The sequence below is a fragment of the Paenibacillus naphthalenovorans genome (assembly GCF_001465255.1).
Taxonomy (GTDB): domain Bacteria; phylum Bacillota; class Bacilli; order Paenibacillales; family NBRC-103111; genus Paenibacillus_G; species Paenibacillus_G naphthalenovorans.
Window position 1 is genome coordinate 4964724 of the sequence record NZ_CP013652.1, and the last position, 16128, is coordinate 4980851.

At 50.3% G+C, this 16128-nt stretch carries 19 protein-coding genes; 14 read left to right on the forward strand and 5 right to left on the reverse strand.

The genetic code is table 11. From position 1 onward, the window contains the following. The first annotated feature begins 97 nt into the window (after positions 1–97). Complete coding sequence (cdaS, locus tag IJ22_RS24430; RefSeq protein WP_062410645.1) at positions 98–712, forward strand: sporulation-specific diadenylate cyclase CdaS; 615 nt, start codon at positions 98–100, stop codon at positions 710–712. Between the two features lie 141 nt (positions 713–853). Here the strand turns inward: cdaS and IJ22_RS24435 are convergent, their stop codons facing one another. Then, entirely contained in the window at positions 854–2467 is a 1614-nt protein-coding gene (locus IJ22_RS24435; protein WP_235594379.1) for a catalase, read from the reverse strand. Between the two features lie 150 nt (positions 2468–2617). Between IJ22_RS24435 and IJ22_RS24440 the strand changes: the two genes are divergently transcribed. The 5 genes from IJ22_RS24440 (at position 2618) to IJ22_RS24460 (ending at position 7000) form a co-directional block, all read left to right on the forward strand. Further along, positions 2618–3544: an MBL fold metallo-hydrolase gene (locus IJ22_RS24440; protein WP_062410647.1), complete on the forward strand. Its 927-nt coding sequence runs from the start codon at positions 2618–2620 to the stop codon at positions 3542–3544. 138 nt (positions 3545–3682) lie between these two features. Continuing rightward, positions 3683–4450 carry a DODA-type extradiol aromatic ring-opening family dioxygenase gene (locus IJ22_RS24445; protein WP_062410648.1) on the forward strand — a complete coding sequence of 256 codons (768 nt, stop codon included), beginning with the start codon at positions 3683–3685 and terminating at the stop codon, positions 4448–4450. A 33-nt stretch (positions 4451–4483) separates the two neighbouring features. Continuing rightward, entirely contained in the window at positions 4484–4897 is a 414-nt protein-coding gene (locus IJ22_RS24450) for a DoxX family protein (RefSeq protein ID WP_054817382.1), read from the forward strand. Positions 4898–5122: 225 nt separating this feature from the next. After that, the gene (locus tag IJ22_RS24455; RefSeq protein WP_054817383.1) at positions 5123–5773 is read left to right on the forward strand and encodes a DsbA family oxidoreductase; all 651 of its coding nucleotides are present in this window, start codon (positions 5123–5125) and stop codon (positions 5771–5773) included. A gap of 93 nt (positions 5774–5866) precedes the next feature. Continuing rightward, entirely contained in the window at positions 5867–7000 is a 1134-nt protein-coding gene (locus tag IJ22_RS24460; RefSeq protein WP_062410649.1) for an NADH-dependent flavin oxidoreductase, read from the forward strand. Positions 7001–7059: 59 nt separating this feature from the next. Here IJ22_RS24460 and IJ22_RS24465 read toward each other — a convergent pair whose 3' ends face one another. Then, the gene (locus IJ22_RS24465) at positions 7060–7731 is read right to left on the reverse strand and encodes an SOS response-associated peptidase (protein WP_062410650.1); all 672 of its coding nucleotides are present in this window, start codon (positions 7729–7731) and stop codon (positions 7060–7062) included. Between the two features lie 134 nt (positions 7732–7865). Between IJ22_RS24465 and fdhF the strand changes: the two genes are divergently transcribed. From fdhF to IJ22_RS24500, 8 genes are all read left to right on the forward strand, one after another. After that, the gene (fdhF, locus tag IJ22_RS24470; RefSeq protein ID WP_062410651.1) at positions 7866–10844 is read left to right on the forward strand and encodes a formate dehydrogenase subunit alpha; all 2979 of its coding nucleotides are present in this window, start codon (positions 7866–7868) and stop codon (positions 10842–10844) included. Continuing rightward, positions 10819–11301, forward strand: coding sequence for a helical membrane plugin domain-containing protein (locus IJ22_RS24475; RefSeq protein WP_062410652.1), 483 nt, complete (start codon positions 10819–10821; stop codon positions 11299–11301). Before fdhF ends, IJ22_RS24475 begins: the two co-directional genes overlap by 26 nt. 25 nt (positions 11302–11326) lie before the next feature. Beyond that, on the forward strand, positions 11327–11554 hold the full coding sequence (locus IJ22_RS24480; protein ID WP_062410653.1) for a heavy-metal-associated domain-containing protein: 228 nt from the start codon (positions 11327–11329) through the stop codon (positions 11552–11554). Positions 11555–11601: 47 nt separating this feature from the next. Beyond that, positions 11602–11745, forward strand: a complete 144-nt coding sequence (locus IJ22_RS26425) for a hypothetical protein (protein WP_160327408.1) — start codon at positions 11602–11604, stop codon at positions 11743–11745. Between the two features lie 121 nt (positions 11746–11866). After that, positions 11867–12568 carry an MBL fold metallo-hydrolase gene (locus IJ22_RS24485; protein WP_062410654.1) on the forward strand — a complete coding sequence of 234 codons (702 nt, stop codon included), beginning with the start codon at positions 11867–11869 and terminating at the stop codon, positions 12566–12568. A 36-nt stretch (positions 12569–12604) separates the two neighbouring features. Continuing rightward, positions 12605–13192, forward strand: coding sequence for a TetR-like C-terminal domain-containing protein (locus IJ22_RS24490; protein ID WP_062410655.1), 588 nt, complete (start codon positions 12605–12607; stop codon positions 13190–13192). A gap of 85 nt (positions 13193–13277) precedes the next feature. Then, positions 13278–13580, forward strand: coding sequence for a hypothetical protein (locus IJ22_RS24495; protein ID WP_054817387.1), 303 nt, complete (start codon positions 13278–13280; stop codon positions 13578–13580). 241 nt (positions 13581–13821) lie between these two features. Next, positions 13822–14232: a hypothetical protein gene (locus tag IJ22_RS24500; RefSeq protein WP_054817388.1), complete on the forward strand. Its 411-nt coding sequence runs from the start codon at positions 13822–13824 to the stop codon at positions 14230–14232. Between the two features lie 128 nt (positions 14233–14360). Here the strand turns inward: IJ22_RS24500 and IJ22_RS24505 are convergent, their stop codons facing one another. The 3 genes from IJ22_RS24505 to IJ22_RS26430 all read right to left on the reverse strand — a co-directional run bounded on the left by IJ22_RS24505 (position 14361) and on the right by IJ22_RS26430 (position 16041). Beyond that, positions 14361–15089 carry a YwmB family TATA-box binding protein gene (locus tag IJ22_RS24505; RefSeq protein ID WP_062410656.1) on the reverse strand — a complete coding sequence of 243 codons (729 nt, stop codon included), beginning with the start codon at positions 15087–15089 and terminating at the stop codon, positions 14361–14363. A gap of 306 nt (positions 15090–15395) precedes the next feature. Continuing rightward, positions 15396–15902, reverse strand: coding sequence for an SMI1/KNR4 family protein (locus IJ22_RS24510; RefSeq protein WP_062410657.1), 507 nt, complete (start codon positions 15900–15902; stop codon positions 15396–15398). Next, positions 15886–16041, reverse strand: coding sequence for a hypothetical protein (locus IJ22_RS26430; RefSeq protein ID WP_160327409.1), 156 nt, complete (start codon positions 16039–16041; stop codon positions 15886–15888). The genes IJ22_RS24510 and IJ22_RS26430 overlap by 17 nt, the downstream gene beginning before the upstream one ends. Positions 16042–16128: the final 87 nt, after the last annotated feature.

A 16128-nucleotide genomic window follows, 5' to 3' on the forward strand; every position in this document is an offset into this window, starting at 1 on the left:
GTAAAAACCTATGCGCGTTTTTTGTGTATAGCAGCGGTGAACCTGGGGATTATAGGTTTATAACAACTCCGCAGAAAACAAAGGATAAGTGACAATAATGGAAAAAGACTGTGATTTTTCTTCTCTGAAATTGGAGCTCAAAGAAAAAATTCAAACCCTTATAGGCAAAATGCAGCAAACGTTAAATGGATTGGACGAAGAAGAGACCTGCATTTTAAACGAGTTCGGACAAATAGGCGGAGAAATCAACAGGATTGAATCGCTTGCCGCATCCTTTTATTTGAAATGTTATATATCTTCTTATACCGACAAGTACTCCGAAATATCGTATTCCGTCCGGAATCTCTCTCAACGGCGGCATGGTGCCCTTATTGTAATCCAACGGGAGGATGCGCTTGAACGGCTGATTACACCGGGTGTTTCCATTGATGCAAACTTAACCTGCTCTTTATTGGAATCTGTCTTTGTGCCGGGAGGGCCTTTGCATGACGGAGCCGTTCTGGTGCAGGGGAATAAAATTGCCTCCGCGGCAAATGTGCTCCCATTAACGAATCTGGTGACAGACCGGAAGCTTGGCACCAGGCATCGGGCCGCACTGGGGCTGACGGAACGAAGTGATGCGTTTGTCATCGTCGTTTCTGAAGAGACCGGGAAGGCGTCTTTCAGCATTGAAGGAAATATGTATGCTTTTGCCACGGAATCATCAGATTAAAAAATTCGCATAGGTATTATTTTTTATCATAAAAGATTCAGGCGATCGATACTTCGGTGCTTCACTGGAGGCGGTCGCCTGTTTGTTTACATCGCAATCCAAATGTAAAAGAACACCTTTCGGTGTCCTTTGTCCTGACAGTCAATATCCATCCGTACGTTGTCCCAATTCTTCCGCCAGTTCCATGGACGTTCTGGCGGTGTCGGAGCCCATATGAGACGGGTCGGCTTTTGCCTTCGCAAGCCCTTCCGCAACCCGGCTGCCATACTCGGGATCGGCAAGGGTGAAATGCTCGATCATCTTTTGTTGGATCTGAGGATTACACACCTTCAAGGCGTCGACCAGGTTGCTGATTAATTCATCGCGTTCCCATGGCTCGAATTTGCGATACGTTTCTCCCGCTTGTTTAAAGTCATTGGCCCGTTCGATTCTTTGCCGGACCAGCTTCGCGTTATAGGCAGGCTGATGTTCTTTGCCCCGTCTGGTTACCTCCTGCAAGCCGCCCAGTGAGGAAGGCTCATAATTGACGTGCGGAGACTGTCCGGGTGCCCGATCGACGAAATACGTCATTTGACCGTCGCGCTGATTGGTGGCTACCCGCTTTTTGGGCGCATTGATAGGAAGCTGCAAATAATTGGTGCCCACCCGATAGCGCTGCGTGTCGGAATAGGAGAAGGTGCGTCCTTGAAGCAGCTTGTCATCGGAGAAATCAAGTCCGTCGACCAATACGCCCGTGCCGAAAGCCGCCTGCTCCACTTCGGCAAAATAATTTTCCGGATTTTTATTGAGCACCATTTTACCGACCGGCAGAAAAGGAAATTGTTCACGGTCCCATAGTTTGGTCGGATCCAGAGGATCATAATCGAGCTCGGGATGCTCGTCATCGCTCATCATTTGAACGTACAGCTCCCATTCCGGATAATCGCCGCGCTCGATCGCTTCATAAAGGTCTTGCGTAGCATGACTGTAATTTTTCGCTTGGATGGCCTCGGCTTCCTTTTGGGTCAGATTGCGGATGCCAAGCTTGGGTTCCCAGTGATATTTAATTAAAACCGCTTGCCCTTCCGCATTGACCCATTTGTAGGTGTTGACGCCGGAGCCCTGCATCTCTCTGTAATTCGCAGGTATCCCCCACGGAGAGAAGACGAAAGTAATCATATGGGTCGCCTCCGGCGAATTCGAGACAAAGTCAAACATCCTTTCCGGATTTGAAATTTCGCTGACGGGGTCAGGACGGAAGGCATGTATCATATCCGGAAACTTCAACGGATCGCGGATGAAAAATATTTTCAGGTTATTGCCGACCAAATCCCAGTTTCCATCCTCCGTATAGAACTTTACGGCAAAACCGCGCGGGTCGCGGAGCGTTTCGGGCGAATGCCTTCCATGTATGACCGTGGAGAACCTGACGAATACGGGCGTCCGCTTCCCGGCTTCCTGAAAAAGCTTCGCGCGGGTGTATTTGGCGATCGGCTCATCTCCTACCTTGCCGTAGGCTTCAAAATAGCCATGGGCGCCTGCTCCGCGCGCATGAACGACTCTTTCCGGAACCTTTTCGCGGTCAAAATGGGATATTTTTTCAAGCAGGTGGTAGTTCTCCAGAGTTACGGGACCACGGCTGCCTACGGTTCGTACGTTTTGATTATCGGCTATGGGATGGCCTTGGCGGTTTGTTAAAGTCATCTCATTCTCATTCGTACCCAACCTTTGATCGGCAGGCCCGCCCGTGCCCTCTATATTTGTTCCGCTGGTCATATTTCCATCCATCAAATCCAACCTCCATTGTGATCGTTGTACAGAACCATGTTTTGCCTTTGAAGCTGTTTTTATGCATTTAAGTTTTTCGTTCCGAACCGATATAATGAGAATAGTCACACATCCTTTACAGACGGAGACAGGGGAAATATGAAAAAAACCAGATATCAAAATTATGACGGCGTACAAAATACACATACATTTTCTGATATGGTCCGATGGTACAAAGAGAGAAAAGCCAAAATAAAAGATTTATCCACACTCATTCCTCAGGCGGAACATAAGGACATAAAGAGAATACAAGAAAACCGGACTTCATTTTCTATTACCTGGATAGGGCACTCCACCTTTTTGATTCAAATGCAGGGACTGAATATTTTAACGGATCCGGTATGGGCCAAGCGGATGGGCTTTGGCAGCAGATTGACAGAGCCGGGCATTCTGATCGGACAGCTTCCGGAAATCGACATCGTTTTAATATCCCACGGCCACTACGACCATCTGGATTTCGGCTCGATCAGGAAGCTCAAAGGATCGCCTGCATTTTATGTTCCGATAGGATTGAAACGGGCCTTTACCCGCAGAGGGTACCGTAACGTCATTGAAGCGAATTGGTGGGACCGGTTTACGCATAACGGGGTAAGCCTCTCTTTTGTACCTGCACAGCATTGGACAAGAAGAACGCTGTCCGACATCAACACGTCTCATTGGGGAGGATGGATTGTAGAGCATCCGGAGACGAACCAATCGGTTTACTTCGTAGGGGATACCGGCTACTTCAGAGGGTTTAAGGATATAGCCGACCGTTATGAGCTGGATATTGTCTTAATGCCTATCGGAGCCTACGAACCGGAGTGGTTTATGTCTATTTCCCATATCAATCCGGAGGATGCGGTCAAAGCCTTCCTGGAACTGAAGGGCAAGACGTGTATTCCGATGCATTACGGGGCGTACCGGCTTGCGGACGATACAGGACCGGAAGCTTTGGAACGGCTGTTTAAAGAATGGGACCGGCTGCGGTTAAATAAGGATAGGTTAAAAGTGATGGCATTGGGCGAGTCATATTGGATCACTTAGCATCATGCAGATAACCCCGCTTCTTTGGAGGGGGGGTTACGCTTTAAAAATTAATTACTTGACACAAATTTATTATTAATATATATTAGCTTACATAAAGTAACTATATAAATTATACGTAAGGAGGGAGGTTGAGTTATGGTTCCGGCTTTATTTTTAGCGCACGGGTCGCCGATGCTCGCCATAGAAGATACGGTCTACAGCGGCTTTCTGAATACCTTGTCCCGGCAGGTGCAGCCCAAGGCGATCGTGATTTTTACCGCGCATTGGGAAAGCGAGGTTCTCACCATTTCGTCCCTGGACGGCACATACGACACCATTTACGATTTCGGCGGATTTCCCGATGCGCTGTATCAGATTAAATACCCGGCCAAAGGTTCTACAACCATCGCCTCAAAGGTCGAAGAGCGGTTCCAACAACAGGGAATCCCGGTGAAAAAGGATACATCAAGAGGGCTGGATCACGGTTCATGGACTTTATTATATCGCATGTATCCAAAAGCCGATATTCCGGTGGTGCAAATTTCCGTTCATCCCTATCTGCCGCCGGACAAACAATTCCGGATTGGCGAATGCCTTCGGGAGCTGGGAGAAGAAGACATTCTGGTGATCGGCAGCGGGGTAACCGTTCATAATTTAAGGATGATTCATTGGGGGCAATCGGCTCCTGAGCCCTGGGCTATTGCGTTTGATGACTGGCTGATAGATAAGGTTGAAAAAAGAGACCTGGAGTCGCTTTTCAACTATGAAAAGCTTGCTCCGTATGCCCGTCAGGCTGTGCCCAGACCGGAGCATTTCGTTCCGTTTTTTATTGCGATGGGCAGTGGAAATCCGCAAAACACACCGAAGGTCATTCATCGAAGCTATGACCATGGAACATTAAGTTATTTAAGCTATCAATTTTGATGAAACGTCTATTTCTTGGGGGAGTATGAATCAATGAGTACAAAACATGAAGCGGGTTCGCTTATTTTGAGATTGGTACTGGGGATTTCTTTCCTGGTTCACGGATGGATCAAGTTTCAGAGCGGTATCGATAACATCGCCGGATGGTTCCAAAGTATCGGCCTGCCCGGATTTGCCGCTTATGCCGTGGCCGTCATTGAACTGGTTGGCGGTATAGCGCTTATTGTTGGAATCGGGACCCGTATCGTATCGGTATTGTTTGCTCTGATTATGGTAGGGGCCATCCTATTGGTGAAATTGGCGGCAGGCTTTGCCGGGAATGGCCAAATGCCCGGCTATGAATTGGATTTGGCTTTTCTGGCCATGGCGATTTATCTCGCATTGAACGGAAGCCGTTTATACTCGTTGGGAAGCCTGTTCGGCTCAAATCCAAAGAATGCTGCTTAAAAATCGTAATCATACAGATGGAGGTTCTTGCCCATGGGCGGGGCCTTTTCTTTTTTAGTGAGATCGCGGTCTCCCGTCCATCTGTTTGACATTGGCTTCAATAAGGTATATGATTTACCATGAACTAATTAAAAATTAGTAACCTATTTTTAATATGAATATGGGGGAGGATATGGCTTTTTGGTGCTCTAGTGCTCTAATGCGGATGTGAAGGGGGGGAATCCTATGACTCTTAAAATCAAAGTCTATTCCGATTACGTATGTCCGTTTTGTTATATAGCGGAGGTTCCGTTGGAAGAGGCCGTCAAAGGCAAGGATGTAGAGATCGAATGGATGCCTTTTGAGCTCCGTCCCTATCCAAACCCTACGCTTCGGCCGGAAGACGAATATTTACCCAGCGTTTGGAACCAGTCTGTGTATCCCATGGCGGCCCAATACGGTTTGCAAATGGTATTACCCAAGGTTTCGCCGCAGCCGTATACCCATTTGGCGTTTGAAGGGTATCAATATGCCAAGGAGCATGGGAAGGGCAATGCCTACACGCATCGGATGTTCAAGGCCTTTTTCCAAGAGGAGCGGGATATCGGTAAAATCGATGTGCTGACCTCATTGGCCGGTGAGCTGGGGCTGAATGAGCAGGAATTCCGCCAGGCTTTAGAAACCCGCAAATATCGGGAAATTCACCGGAAGGCCTTGGAGCATGCGGTTCAAGAGGCGCAAATTACAGCCGTTCCTACGATGGTGATTGGAGAAACGATCCTTCAAGGGGTCCGTTCCAAAGCATCGCTCGAAAAGGTTATTGAAGAAGAGCTTGCGAAGAAGCCGAGGCTGCTGGATTTTGCCGAAGGCATGGCCTGCGGAATCGATGGCTGTTAATCCGCGCCCGATGGCAGGCCGGAATAGCATTCAAACCGGCAGCAAAGAATAGCAATTGCATTTTGTCTTAAGACGAAAAAGGAGGCCCTATAGATGAAAGAACAGTTTAAGCCGTTATTCGAATCCTTTACTCTCAGAAGCGGAATTCATTTGAAAAATCGCGTGGTTCTTGCTCCGATGACCAATTTCTCCTCCAATCCTGACGGTACGGTCACGGACGATGAAATAAAGTATTACATCCGCAGATCCTCGGGAGTCGGTATGGTCATTACGGCATGTACGTATGTAACGGCCAACGGCAAAGGGTTTCCGGGAGAATTCGGTGCGGACACCGACGAGATGATCCCCAGCTTACGCCGCCTGGCCACTGCAATCAAAGAGCAAGGCGCCAAAGCCGTATTGCAAATCTTCCACGGCGGCCGGGCATGTCCGCCGGAATTAGTGCCTAACGGCGATATCGTCAGCGCAAGCGATGTAGCCATGAACCAGGAAGGCGCCAAAGCCCCCAGACCGCTTACGGATTCGGAAGTGGAGTCGATTGTCAAGGCCTTTGGAGAAACCACGCGAAGAGCGATTGAAGCCGGATTTGACGGCGTAGAGATCCATGGAGCGAACGGTTATTTGATTCAGCAATTTTTCTCACCGCATACGAACCGCCGGACCGACCGCTGGGGCGGCAGCGTTGAGCAGCGCTTGAGCTTCCCTCTGGCCGTTGTGAAGGAAGTCAAGAAAGCCGTGGCTTTGCATGCCAAGGAGCCGTTCATTGTAGGCTACCGTTTTTCACCGGAAGAAGAGGAGACGCCTGGTATTACGATGGCGGAAACCTTGGTATTAGTGGATGCTCTGGCGGATCAGGAGCTTGACTATCTCCACGTTTCTCTGATGGATTTCTGGTCAAAGCCAAGACGTGGAGTAGAGGATACAAGATCCCGTATCGAAATCATCAAAGAGCGCGCAGGAGATCGGGTGCCTGTGATTGGGGTAGGCTCGATCCATACCGCGGCTGATGCGGCGAAGGCTTTGAGCGTCGTTCCTCTGGTCGCACTCGGACGTGAATTAATCGTAGAACCGGATTGGGTAGAAAAAGTGGAGCAGGGCCGCGAAAGCGAAATCGCGACGACCCTGACAAAGGACGATCAGCAGCGTTTGGTCATTCCCGACCCGCTTTGGCAAGCGATTATAAACACACCGGGATGGTTCCCTGTCGTTGAATCTTCCTCTAAATAAGAATAGACCCGCAAGCTGCCGGCTTGCGGGTCTATTTTTTTACCTGATATGAGGTTCTCTTAAGGAGCAAGCTGCTGTATGCATTCGGGAACATCGTTCCTGGCATTTCCTACTAATGAAGGAACAGGATAGGCCTTCATTTCCTCTGCAGGATAAGGTTTGAGAAGAGGCATAAGCGCCGCCTCCGGGTCGTGTATATTCCTGTTTAACCAAACGGCCTCATCCTGCGGGCTTAAAATCACCGGCATCCGGTGATGAATGCCGGCAACCAGCGAATTCGCCGTTGTCGTAATAATGGTACAGCTATTGATCTTCTGCCCATCGGGAGCAATCCATGTTTCGTACAGGCCGGCCATGCTAAAGAGCTTTCCCGATTTCAGCATGATTCTCATCGGCTGCTTGCCCGCCTCCGTCTTTTTCCACTCAAAAAAGCTGTCTGCAGGAATCAGGCATCTTTTTCTTGCAAACGGAACTTTAAATGCCGGCTTGTCCTTCAAGGTTTCGGCGCGGGCATTGGCGAGCGCCGTTTTATCGTCTTTGGACCATGAGGGAATGAGCCCCCACTTCAACGGTCCTATCCGGTTATGGACCCCGTCGTTGATGACGGCTAAAACCGTCTGGGAAGGACTGATGTTGAACCGGGGTTGATGCCGGACCGAACCGGATAAGCTGGAGTAAAAATGGACCATCAATTCATCTAACGTAACGGTAAGCGTATATCTGCCGCACATAAAGCCTCCGTCATACCACAGTGGTTTTCTGTCTATTATACTACAGCCCCCTGTTCTTTTTGAAATGGAGTTTAGATTTTCTATAATTCGGAAACCATATGGGCAATAGGGGAGCTATAAGAGGTGGTGTGTATATGAAGGACCCGACATTTGCTATTCGGATTAATGACCAGGAATATACCTGTACCCCGAATCAAACGATTTTGGAGGTAGCCAAAGCGAACGAGGATTACATCCCGCACGTCTGTTATCATCCCAACTTGGGTGCGATTCAATCGTGCGATACGTGTATGGTGGAAGTAGACGGTGAATTAAAACGGGCCTGTGCCACTCCGGCTGTACCCGGGTTAAAGGTCTACAGCAAGTCCAAGCGGGCCAAGGACGCCCAAATGGAGGCCATACAGCGGATTTTGGAAAATCATGAGCTGTACTGTACCGTTTGTGACAATAACAACGGGAACTGCACCGTACATAATACGGCGGAATATTTGCAGGTCGAGCATCAAAAATACGAATTTTCGCCGAAACCTTACCCTCCGGACAACTCGCATCCTTTTTATCGCTATGAGCCGGATCAATGCATCCTTTGCGGCCGGTGCGTTGAAGCGTGCCAGGATCTGCAAGTGAATGAAACGTTAACGATTGACTGGAGTCTGGAAAAACCGCGGGTCCTGTGGGATAACGGGGTTCCTATCGATCAGTCCTCCTGTGTGTCGTGCGGACACTGCGTAACCGTATGCCCGTGCAATGCGTTAATGGAAAAATCCATGCTGGGTGAAGCGGGGTATTTGACGGGGCTCCCGAATACTCTCCTTTTGCCGATGATTGATTTGACCAAAAATGTGGAACCGGGGTATCAGGAGATCTTTGCCATCTCGGAAGTCGAAGCGGCGATGAGGACATCCCGCATCAAGCGGACCAAGACCGTTTGTACCTATTGCGGGGTCGGGTGCAGCTTTGAAGTGTGGACCAAAGACCGGAAAATTCTCAAAATCGAGCCGCAGGCGGAAGCCCCGGTCAACGGAATTTCGACATGCATCAAAGGCAAGTTCGGCTGGGATTTTGTCAACAGCGAAGAGAGATTAACGAAGCCGTTAATTCGCAAAGGGGATACGTTTGTCGAGGCGACATGGGATGAGGCTCTGACCTTGATTGCCGGCAAAATGAAAGAAATGAAGGAAACGTATGGCCCCGATTCGATCGGCTATATTGCTTCCTCGAAATGCAGCAATGAGGAGAATTTCATCTTTCAAAAGTTTGCCCGGGCTGTGATGGGAACGAACAACGTAGATAACTGCTCGCGTTATTGTCAGTCTCCGGCTACGGCGGGGCTGATGCGTACAGTGGGAATCGGCGGCGATTCCGGAACCATTGTGGATATTGCCAGTGCGGAATTGGTGTTGGTGGTCGGAGCGAACCCGGCGGAATCTCATCCTGTACTGGCTACGCGGGTCAAACGGGCTCATAAGCTCCACGGCCAGAAATTGGTGGTCGTCGATCTTAGAAAGCATGAATTGGGGGAGAGAGCGGACCTTTTTCTTCGCCCCAAACCGGGCAGCGATTTAATTTGGCTGTCTGCTGTGACCAGGTACATTCTGGAGCAAGGATGGGAAGATAAAGAATTCCTCAACCAACGGGTGAACGGTTTCGAGGAATACATCAAATCCCTGGACCTATACACGCTGGATTATGCAGAAGAGCAAACCGGACTAACCAAAGACGAGATCGTTCGAATCGCAACCATGATTCATGAGTCCAAAGCGACGTGTATTTTATGGGCCATGGGGATTACCCAGCATATGGGGGCGACGGATACCAGCACGGCGATATCCAATCTGCTGCTAATTACAGGAAATTATGGGCGCCCAGGTACAGGGGCCTATCCTCTGCGGGGACATAACAATGTTCAGGGGGCTTGTGATTTCGGGACGATGCCGGCATGGTTTCCGGGCTATGAGGCTGTACAAAACGACACCGTCCGGGCCCGGTATGAGCGGGCATGGGGCGTGAAGCTTCCGGAAAAACCGGGTATGAACAACCACCAGATGGTCGAAGGGATTCATGACGGCAAGCTGAAGGCCTTGTATTTGTTCGGGGAAGATATGGCGCTTGTCGATTCCAACTCGAATCACGTGCAGGCCGCATTCGAAAAGCTGGAATTTTTCGTGGTTCAGGATATTTTCTTTTCCAAAACCGCCCAGTTTGCCGATGTGGTGCTTCCCGCGGCGCCAAGTCTTGAAAAGGACGGGACATTCACCAACACGGAAAGAAGGATTCAGCGCTTTTACAAGGTGTTCGAGCCTCTTGGCGATTCCAAGCCCGATTGGGAAATCATTCAAGAGATGGCTAACCGTCTTGGGGCTAATTGGAACTACAAGCATCCGTCCGAGCTGATGGATGAGGCGGCAAGCCTCGCGCCTGTTTTTGCAGGGGTCAGTTATGAACGGCTGGAAGACTGGAAGAGCCTGGTGTGGCCCGTGGCGGCCGACGGAACGGATACACCTCTGTTATACACGGAGAAGTTCGCGTTTCCCGACGGAAAGGCCAGATTGTTCCCGGTGGAATGGACACCGCCGTATGAAGCTGGAGAGGAATTCGATTTGCATTTGAACAACGGCCGATTGCTTGAGCATTTCCATGAAGGAAACATGACCTACAAATCCAAAGGGATATCGCATAAGGTGCCTAGCGAATGGGTGGAGGTATCGCCTGAACTGGCTAAAGAACGCGGCATTGATCATGGCGCATTGGTTCGTCTTACCTCGCCCTATGGCAAAGTGGAGGTGCGGGTAGAGGTGACGGACCGGGTGAAAGGCAATGAATTGTATATGACGATGAATTCGGCGGAAGACCTGTCTGCGGTGAATCGTTTGACGAGCAGCTATCACGACCGGATTACGCACACGCCGAATTTCAAAGAAATGGGAGTGAAGATGGAAGTATTGGAACCGAAGGGGAAGCGGCCGCTTCCGCCCGTGAACCATCGTTTTGGGCATCGTGTACCGCAGCTCGGCGTAAAGGTAGAGGAAAAGTGGAAGCGTTCCGACTATACGCCGATTCCGGAGATCATTGACGGGGGGGACAGCCGTGGCGAAGGCGATTACCAACATTGAAAAGCACATACCCGATCAGGCGGAGCAAGAGGCACAAGCGGTTCGGCACATCGTACAAGCTGCCGCGGGCTCTCCCGAGCCGCTGGTCAAATTGCTGGATATCCTCCAGGAACTGGACCGGCTGGGCGTGCTGGATGCAATTCAGGGAATATTGAAAAACAGCGAACAAATCGCTTCCATCGGGATCCATCAGTTGAATAAACCCGGTGCTCATCGAATCATAAAGAATGCGATAGGGGCCGTTCAATTTTTGAGCCGGTTGGACCCGGACAAGCTTCAAACGATTTTTCACGGCTTGTCCGCCGGCGTAGAATATGCCGCCGACGATTCGCCAACCAAGAAGCAGGGATTATGGGAGATCATCAAAACATTGCGCGAACCCGAAGCCGGCGCATCGCTATCCATGATGACGAAATTTTTGCAGGGGATGGGCAAAGGGCTGAAGGAATCTCAGTAACGGTGATGAACGGGGTGCAGCAGACATGATTACAAAAACGGTAGTCGTTCAAGGTATGGATGACCAGGAGGATGTCAATAAAGTCCGACTCGCCCTGCATGAGGTTTGGGGTGTCGACAGCGTGGAGGTCAGCTTAAGTAAAAAAAAGGCTACATTTACCTATGACGAGACGGCTGCCTCCTTTCGTGATTTCGAGCAGGCCGTTCATGAATTGGGGTATGAAATCAAGACGGAGGATGGCGTTGCGGAATAACATTTGCATGATTGACGTACCCGAAATATGGCAGGAGGAAATGACGTATGCCCATCATCTGTGAAGTTTGCGGAAGTATCGAAGATTCCGGGGAGTGGATTGCTCCAAACGATCATCTCCACGTTTGTGCAAATTGTGTGACGGATCGGCAGCCGCCTGACCTATCCGGGCTGCAGGATGAGGAAAAATAGCGCAGTGATAAGGAAAAGGGCTGCTCAAGCGTGAGGCAGTCCTTTTTGCACTTGCATAAACTAATAATGTTAGTTATATTAAAACTAATATCATTAGTTTTTGTGACAAGGAGATGGTTCCATGAGAATCATTCGGGAAAATAGCTTATACCAATTGACGTTTTTGTCCCGCATTTTCCCCGTGAACTGTTATTTGGTGGAGGAAGATGACGGTTTGACGCTGGTGGATGCCGCACTGCCTTACAGCTCAAAGGGAATTATGCAGGCGGCCGCTCAGATCGGCAAGCCGATCACCCGGATCGTATTGACCCATGCGCATGATGATCACGTAGGCGCTCTCGACGCGCTCAAACAAGTGCTTCCCGATGTTCCCGTGCATATTTCCGCAAGGGATGCGCGGCTGCTTGCCGGAGACCGCACGTTGGAGCCCGGCGAGCCGGATACCCCAATTCGCGGCGGCATCTCGGGTAAAGTTCGGACGAGGGAGGACGTTCGTCTTCAGGAAGGAGACCGGATCGGTTCACTGCTTGCTGTAGCGGCGCCGGGGCATACGCCGGGCTCGATGGCTTTTCTCGATACGCGCACGCATGCGCTCATCGCCGGCGATGCCTTGCAGACCAGGGGCGGTATTGCGGCAGCCGGACAGCTTCGGCCATGGTTCCCTTTTCCTGCCTGGGCTACATGGAATAAGCAGGCGGCGCTAGAGAGCGTACTCAAGCTGAGGGACTACCGTCCTTCGCTGCTTGCGGTGGGTCACGGACGCATGCTGAGGGAGCCCGAAGCCGCTATGGATCGCGTTATTGCTGAAGCAGGCGGAATCTGAAGCATCATCAATCGTTCTAGTAAAGGAGCAAATGGTATGTCCCCAAGAATCGGCCTCGACTTGCCAACCATTATACAAGCCGCTGCAGAAATTGCCGATACGCAAGGCGTCGATGAAGTGACTCTGGCCTCGCTTGCCGGCAAATTAAAGATTCGCCCCCCGTCGCTCTACAATCATGTGAACGGGCTTCACGACTTGCGCAAAAAGCTCGCGATCCATGGCCTCGAGCAGCTCCGCATCGTATTGACGCGCGCTGCGGTAGGACGCGCAGGAGATGAGGCGGTGCGAGCGCTCGGTGAAGCTTATGTAGCTTTTGCCAAAACCCATCCCGGATTGTATGAAGCGACCCTTCGCGCGCCCGAGCCGCAGGACCCTGACGTCCAAAAGGCGGGAGCGGAAATCGTGGATCTGGTCGTACGCGTGCTTAGGGCTTACGATCTGGAGGGGGAAGCGGCGCTTCACGCTGTACGAGGCTTGCGCAGTATTCTCCACGGCTTCGCCTCGCTTGAGCAGCGTGGAGGCTTCGGACTCCCGCTCGACCTCCATGTGAGCCTTCGTTTTTTGCTCGATACCTTTTTGGCCGGAATCCATAAAATGAAACCGGGCGGGAAAACATTCGGATGAGTTTTCGTTTCCTTTGTAGCGGGCTAGGTGCAGAAATTGTATAATATGGATGTATCTGCAGGGTAAAATAGGAAGGGTGAGTTTAATGAATCCGCAAACGGCTAGATTGTTAAACCTTATACAGTTGATATCCGAGATCGGAATTGCTGCTGGTTATTTGATCGGTATGATTCCTTTGGCATACGCCTGGTCGGGTACTTGGGTCGTTCCGCTGGCGGTCGTTAACTTGATCATTGCGTTATTGACCTCTAATGGAACCCTCGTGATGACCATCATTAATGTCGTGCTTTCACTGGTCAGCTGGATTCCGATTGTCGGCTTCGTGACCCGGATCGGCGGGAGCATCGTATCCGTCATAAACATCATGAACCTCCGCCAGCGTGTCTAAAGGCTCCGGCCTTCAGACGCTGTCGGGTGGCCGATTACGTTTTTGCGGCCAAGCTTTCTGTGGACCGAATGGTTCTTGCCCGAAAGGCTTCTACAAGAAGCTTTTCTTTTTTTTTGCGCCTTTTTTTGCGGCGTATGGGGATAAGGCGGGCAAATCCGCCACCGGCAGAACACCGGAAACGGATAATACTTAATATTTTGGTTACGTTATAAACATCATCCAGTATGTTAGGAGTCAGACGATGATCAGTAACCGCGAACTGAAAGGCCAGATGGATCAATTAGCCGAACAAAACCAGTATTTGACGGAAGAACTGGAGCAAATCAAGGCATTATTGAAACAGCAGGCGAAAAAAAATCAAGGACAACAAGCTTCTAACCAAGATTCACAGGATAGCGGCGGAAGCTCCGCCAGTTCCGGGGGTTCCAATGGCAATAGCATCTCCGATCTGGCCAACGATTTCAGCAAGCTCAAAGATTTAACGAGCCAATTGGAGAACAAGATGAACAATTATATTGCCCAGCAATCCTCCACTAAGCCGATGAGCGACGAAGATGCCGTCAATCTCATCTTAACGATGATGAACGGGATGATCGACTGGTCGATGGACCTCCTTTCGAGGTCGTCCAATTCATCGAATTCACAGCAATAGAACCGCTCACGGCTGACCGTCCCCGTCAAGGGGACGTTTTTTTTATGCGGCTCCGCTGCCTGACGACTGCGCTGCCAAGCCGATTTTCAATCCAGCATCCGCCGAGTGCATGGATTCAGCCGCTTCACTCAATATTCCATGGTGATGACCGGAACGCCCAAGGTGACTCTCTGTTTGCCCGTGTCGGAATGTTCATGGACGGCTGCCTGAAGGTTCATTTGCCGTTCTCCCGTAAGCAGTCGGGCCTTAAGATCGCGAGAAAAATAAGAGACGCTGACCGTCCCGTTGTCCGTATAGCGTTCTACTTCTGCCGCATTCAACAGCTGCGGCAGCCGCTGCAGAAATTCGCCTGCAGCCGCATGTTTTCCCCGCAGCTCCCCTTGAACCATCACATTCCACTGGACCGGCATGTTCAAGGAAGCCATTTTTTGCTCAAGCTCTTGCTGCAGCTCCAAAATGTGCGCCAACCCTGTTTCGCTATCCGTTTCCAGGCTGAGGACAAGGTACGCTGACCGGTCCTGCAGGGTGCCCGTATAAAGCAAGGAAAGCACTACGTCATGCAGTGTCTTCGTCGTTTTGTATGCCAGATGATCGGCCTCATGCGCAAGCTGATGATTGACAGGCAGACCGAATACCGTGCTTAATTCCGCGGCTGTCTCGGCAAAATCCTCTTTATTTATGAACGTGGAATAAGGGCTGAATTGTTTGATAAGCACCTTTTTATTACCTTCCATGACCCGGTCGGATAACGATAGCAGCCGCTGAGCGTCAGATTTCGCATTGGCGCTGACATCGAATCCCTTCCAAATCAATAGTGCAGCTATGATCATCCCTATAAAAAACCATCTGGATTTCATGATACCGGACCTCCCGTGAATACTTGACATACTCTAAGGATGACCCAATCTGGCAATCTTTAAACATCGATTGATAGATTACGAGAATCGTCCTTCCTCTTGCCGTTTAACGTGACGTACCCATGATGTTCCTTACCTCTTCCATAGTCGGCATACCGTCTAGTATTTTCGGTTGTTTCACGGCTATTCCTCCTTATTTGAGATCCACAGTCTGCTCCACAGATCAGGGACATCCGCCATCCCCTTTTTTGTCATGATTGCGGCAAATAATCTAGGACCCGAAGTGCTGTATCCCGAGCCACTGCTTCACGAGCAGAGCATGATCGCTGGTGTGATCGATATACGGTGCGTTAGCGGAAGAGAACAGCATGAAATCTTGCCCCCAATGACCGGCACAGCCGACATGAATCCAATGATGCATAAAAGACGCAAATCATAACCTAGCCGCCAGCCGTGCATGATCCCGTCCATGGACAAATAAATGACCTCTCCGCTCGTTTGATCAATGCCAAAATAGCTTCCGTTTCCGTGGCTGCAAAACAGCAGGGAGTCGGCCCAATGGGTTCTGCAGCCGTTCTCGTCAAGGTAGTCCAGATCCTCCCTGAGCTGCTCCAAAGCCGTCAGTTGATCCAGATCCCACAGCCCGCAGTCCAAATAACCGCCGCTGTAGATGGACCTTTCCTTGAATTCAGGCACGTTTTCGTTGTCGCTTTGATAAGTCCGGGCATTTTTTCGCAGGACAAGACGCTCCGACTCGTCTAAAAACCAATGAAACCTCACCTGTTTCGAGAAACCGCTAAGCACGCTGCGCATCGATTCCGGAAGCCTCCTGCCGAGCGTTGGACTCGACGTCAGCGCGAAACTGCTCTTCCGGCATGCGATAGTCTTTAGCGGTTGAAGGGTTTCCGTCCCGTATACTCATCAGTATATGAAACAGGTATCTCATACTCATGGCTTCACTCCTCCAAATTAATAGTATTGAAAAAAAGGAGGGATTTCCAGTTTCATTCCAAACTTTTCTTTATAGCAGCAACTTTTA

Excerpts from the sequence above, each read along its gene's own strand:
- IJ22_RS24500 (WP_054817388.1), top strand. The coding sequence starts at position 13,822 with ATGATCAGTAACCGCGAACTGAAAGGCCAGATGGATCAATTAGCCGAA.
- cdaS (WP_062410645.1), top strand. The coding sequence starts at position 98 with ATGGAAAAAGACTGTGATTTTTCTTCTCTGAAATTGGAGCTCAAAGAA.
- IJ22_RS24490 (WP_062410655.1), top strand. The coding sequence starts at position 12,605 with ATGTCCCCAAGAATCGGCCTCGACTTGCCAACCATTATACAAGCCGCT.
- IJ22_RS26425 (WP_160327408.1), top strand. The coding sequence starts at position 11,602 with ATGCCCATCATCTGTGAAGTTTGCGGAAGTATCGAAGATTCCGGGGAG.
- IJ22_RS24455 (WP_054817383.1), top strand. The coding sequence starts at position 5,123 with ATGACTCTTAAAATCAAAGTCTATTCCGATTACGTATGTCCGTTTTGT.
- IJ22_RS24450 (WP_054817382.1), top strand. The coding sequence starts at position 4,484 with ATGAGTACAAAACATGAAGCGGGTTCGCTTATTTTGAGATTGGTACTG.
- IJ22_RS24440 (WP_062410647.1), top strand. The coding sequence starts at position 2,618 with ATGAAAAAAACCAGATATCAAAATTATGACGGCGTACAAAATACACAT.
- fdhF (WP_062410651.1), top strand. The coding sequence starts at position 7,866 with ATGAAGGACCCGACATTTGCTATTCGGATTAATGACCAGGAATATACC.
- IJ22_RS24510 (WP_062410657.1), bottom strand. The coding sequence starts at position 15,902 with ATGCGCAGCGTGCTTAGCGGTTTCTCGAAACAGGTGAGGTTTCATTGG.
- IJ22_RS24460 (WP_062410649.1), top strand. The coding sequence starts at position 5,867 with ATGAAAGAACAGTTTAAGCCGTTATTCGAATCCTTTACTCTCAGAAGC.
- IJ22_RS24435 (WP_235594379.1), bottom strand. The coding sequence starts at position 2,467 with ATGACCAGCGGAACAAATATAGAGGGCACGGGCGGGCCTGCCGATCAA.
- IJ22_RS24485 (WP_062410654.1), top strand. The coding sequence starts at position 11,867 with ATGAGAATCATTCGGGAAAATAGCTTATACCAATTGACGTTTTTGTCC.
- IJ22_RS24495 (WP_054817387.1), top strand. The coding sequence starts at position 13,278 with ATGAATCCGCAAACGGCTAGATTGTTAAACCTTATACAGTTGATATCC.
- IJ22_RS24505 (WP_062410656.1), bottom strand. The coding sequence starts at position 15,089 with ATGAAATCCAGATGGTTTTTTATAGGGATGATCATAGCTGCACTATTG.
- IJ22_RS26430 (WP_160327409.1), bottom strand. The coding sequence starts at position 16,041 with ATGAGTATGAGATACCTGTTTCATATACTGATGAGTATACGGGACGGA.
- IJ22_RS24480 (WP_062410653.1), top strand. The coding sequence starts at position 11,327 with ATGATTACAAAAACGGTAGTCGTTCAAGGTATGGATGACCAGGAGGAT.
- IJ22_RS24445 (WP_062410648.1), top strand. The coding sequence starts at position 3,683 with ATGGTTCCGGCTTTATTTTTAGCGCACGGGTCGCCGATGCTCGCCATA.
- IJ22_RS24465 (WP_062410650.1), bottom strand. The coding sequence starts at position 7,731 with ATGTGCGGCAGATATACGCTTACCGTTACGTTAGATGAATTGATGGTC.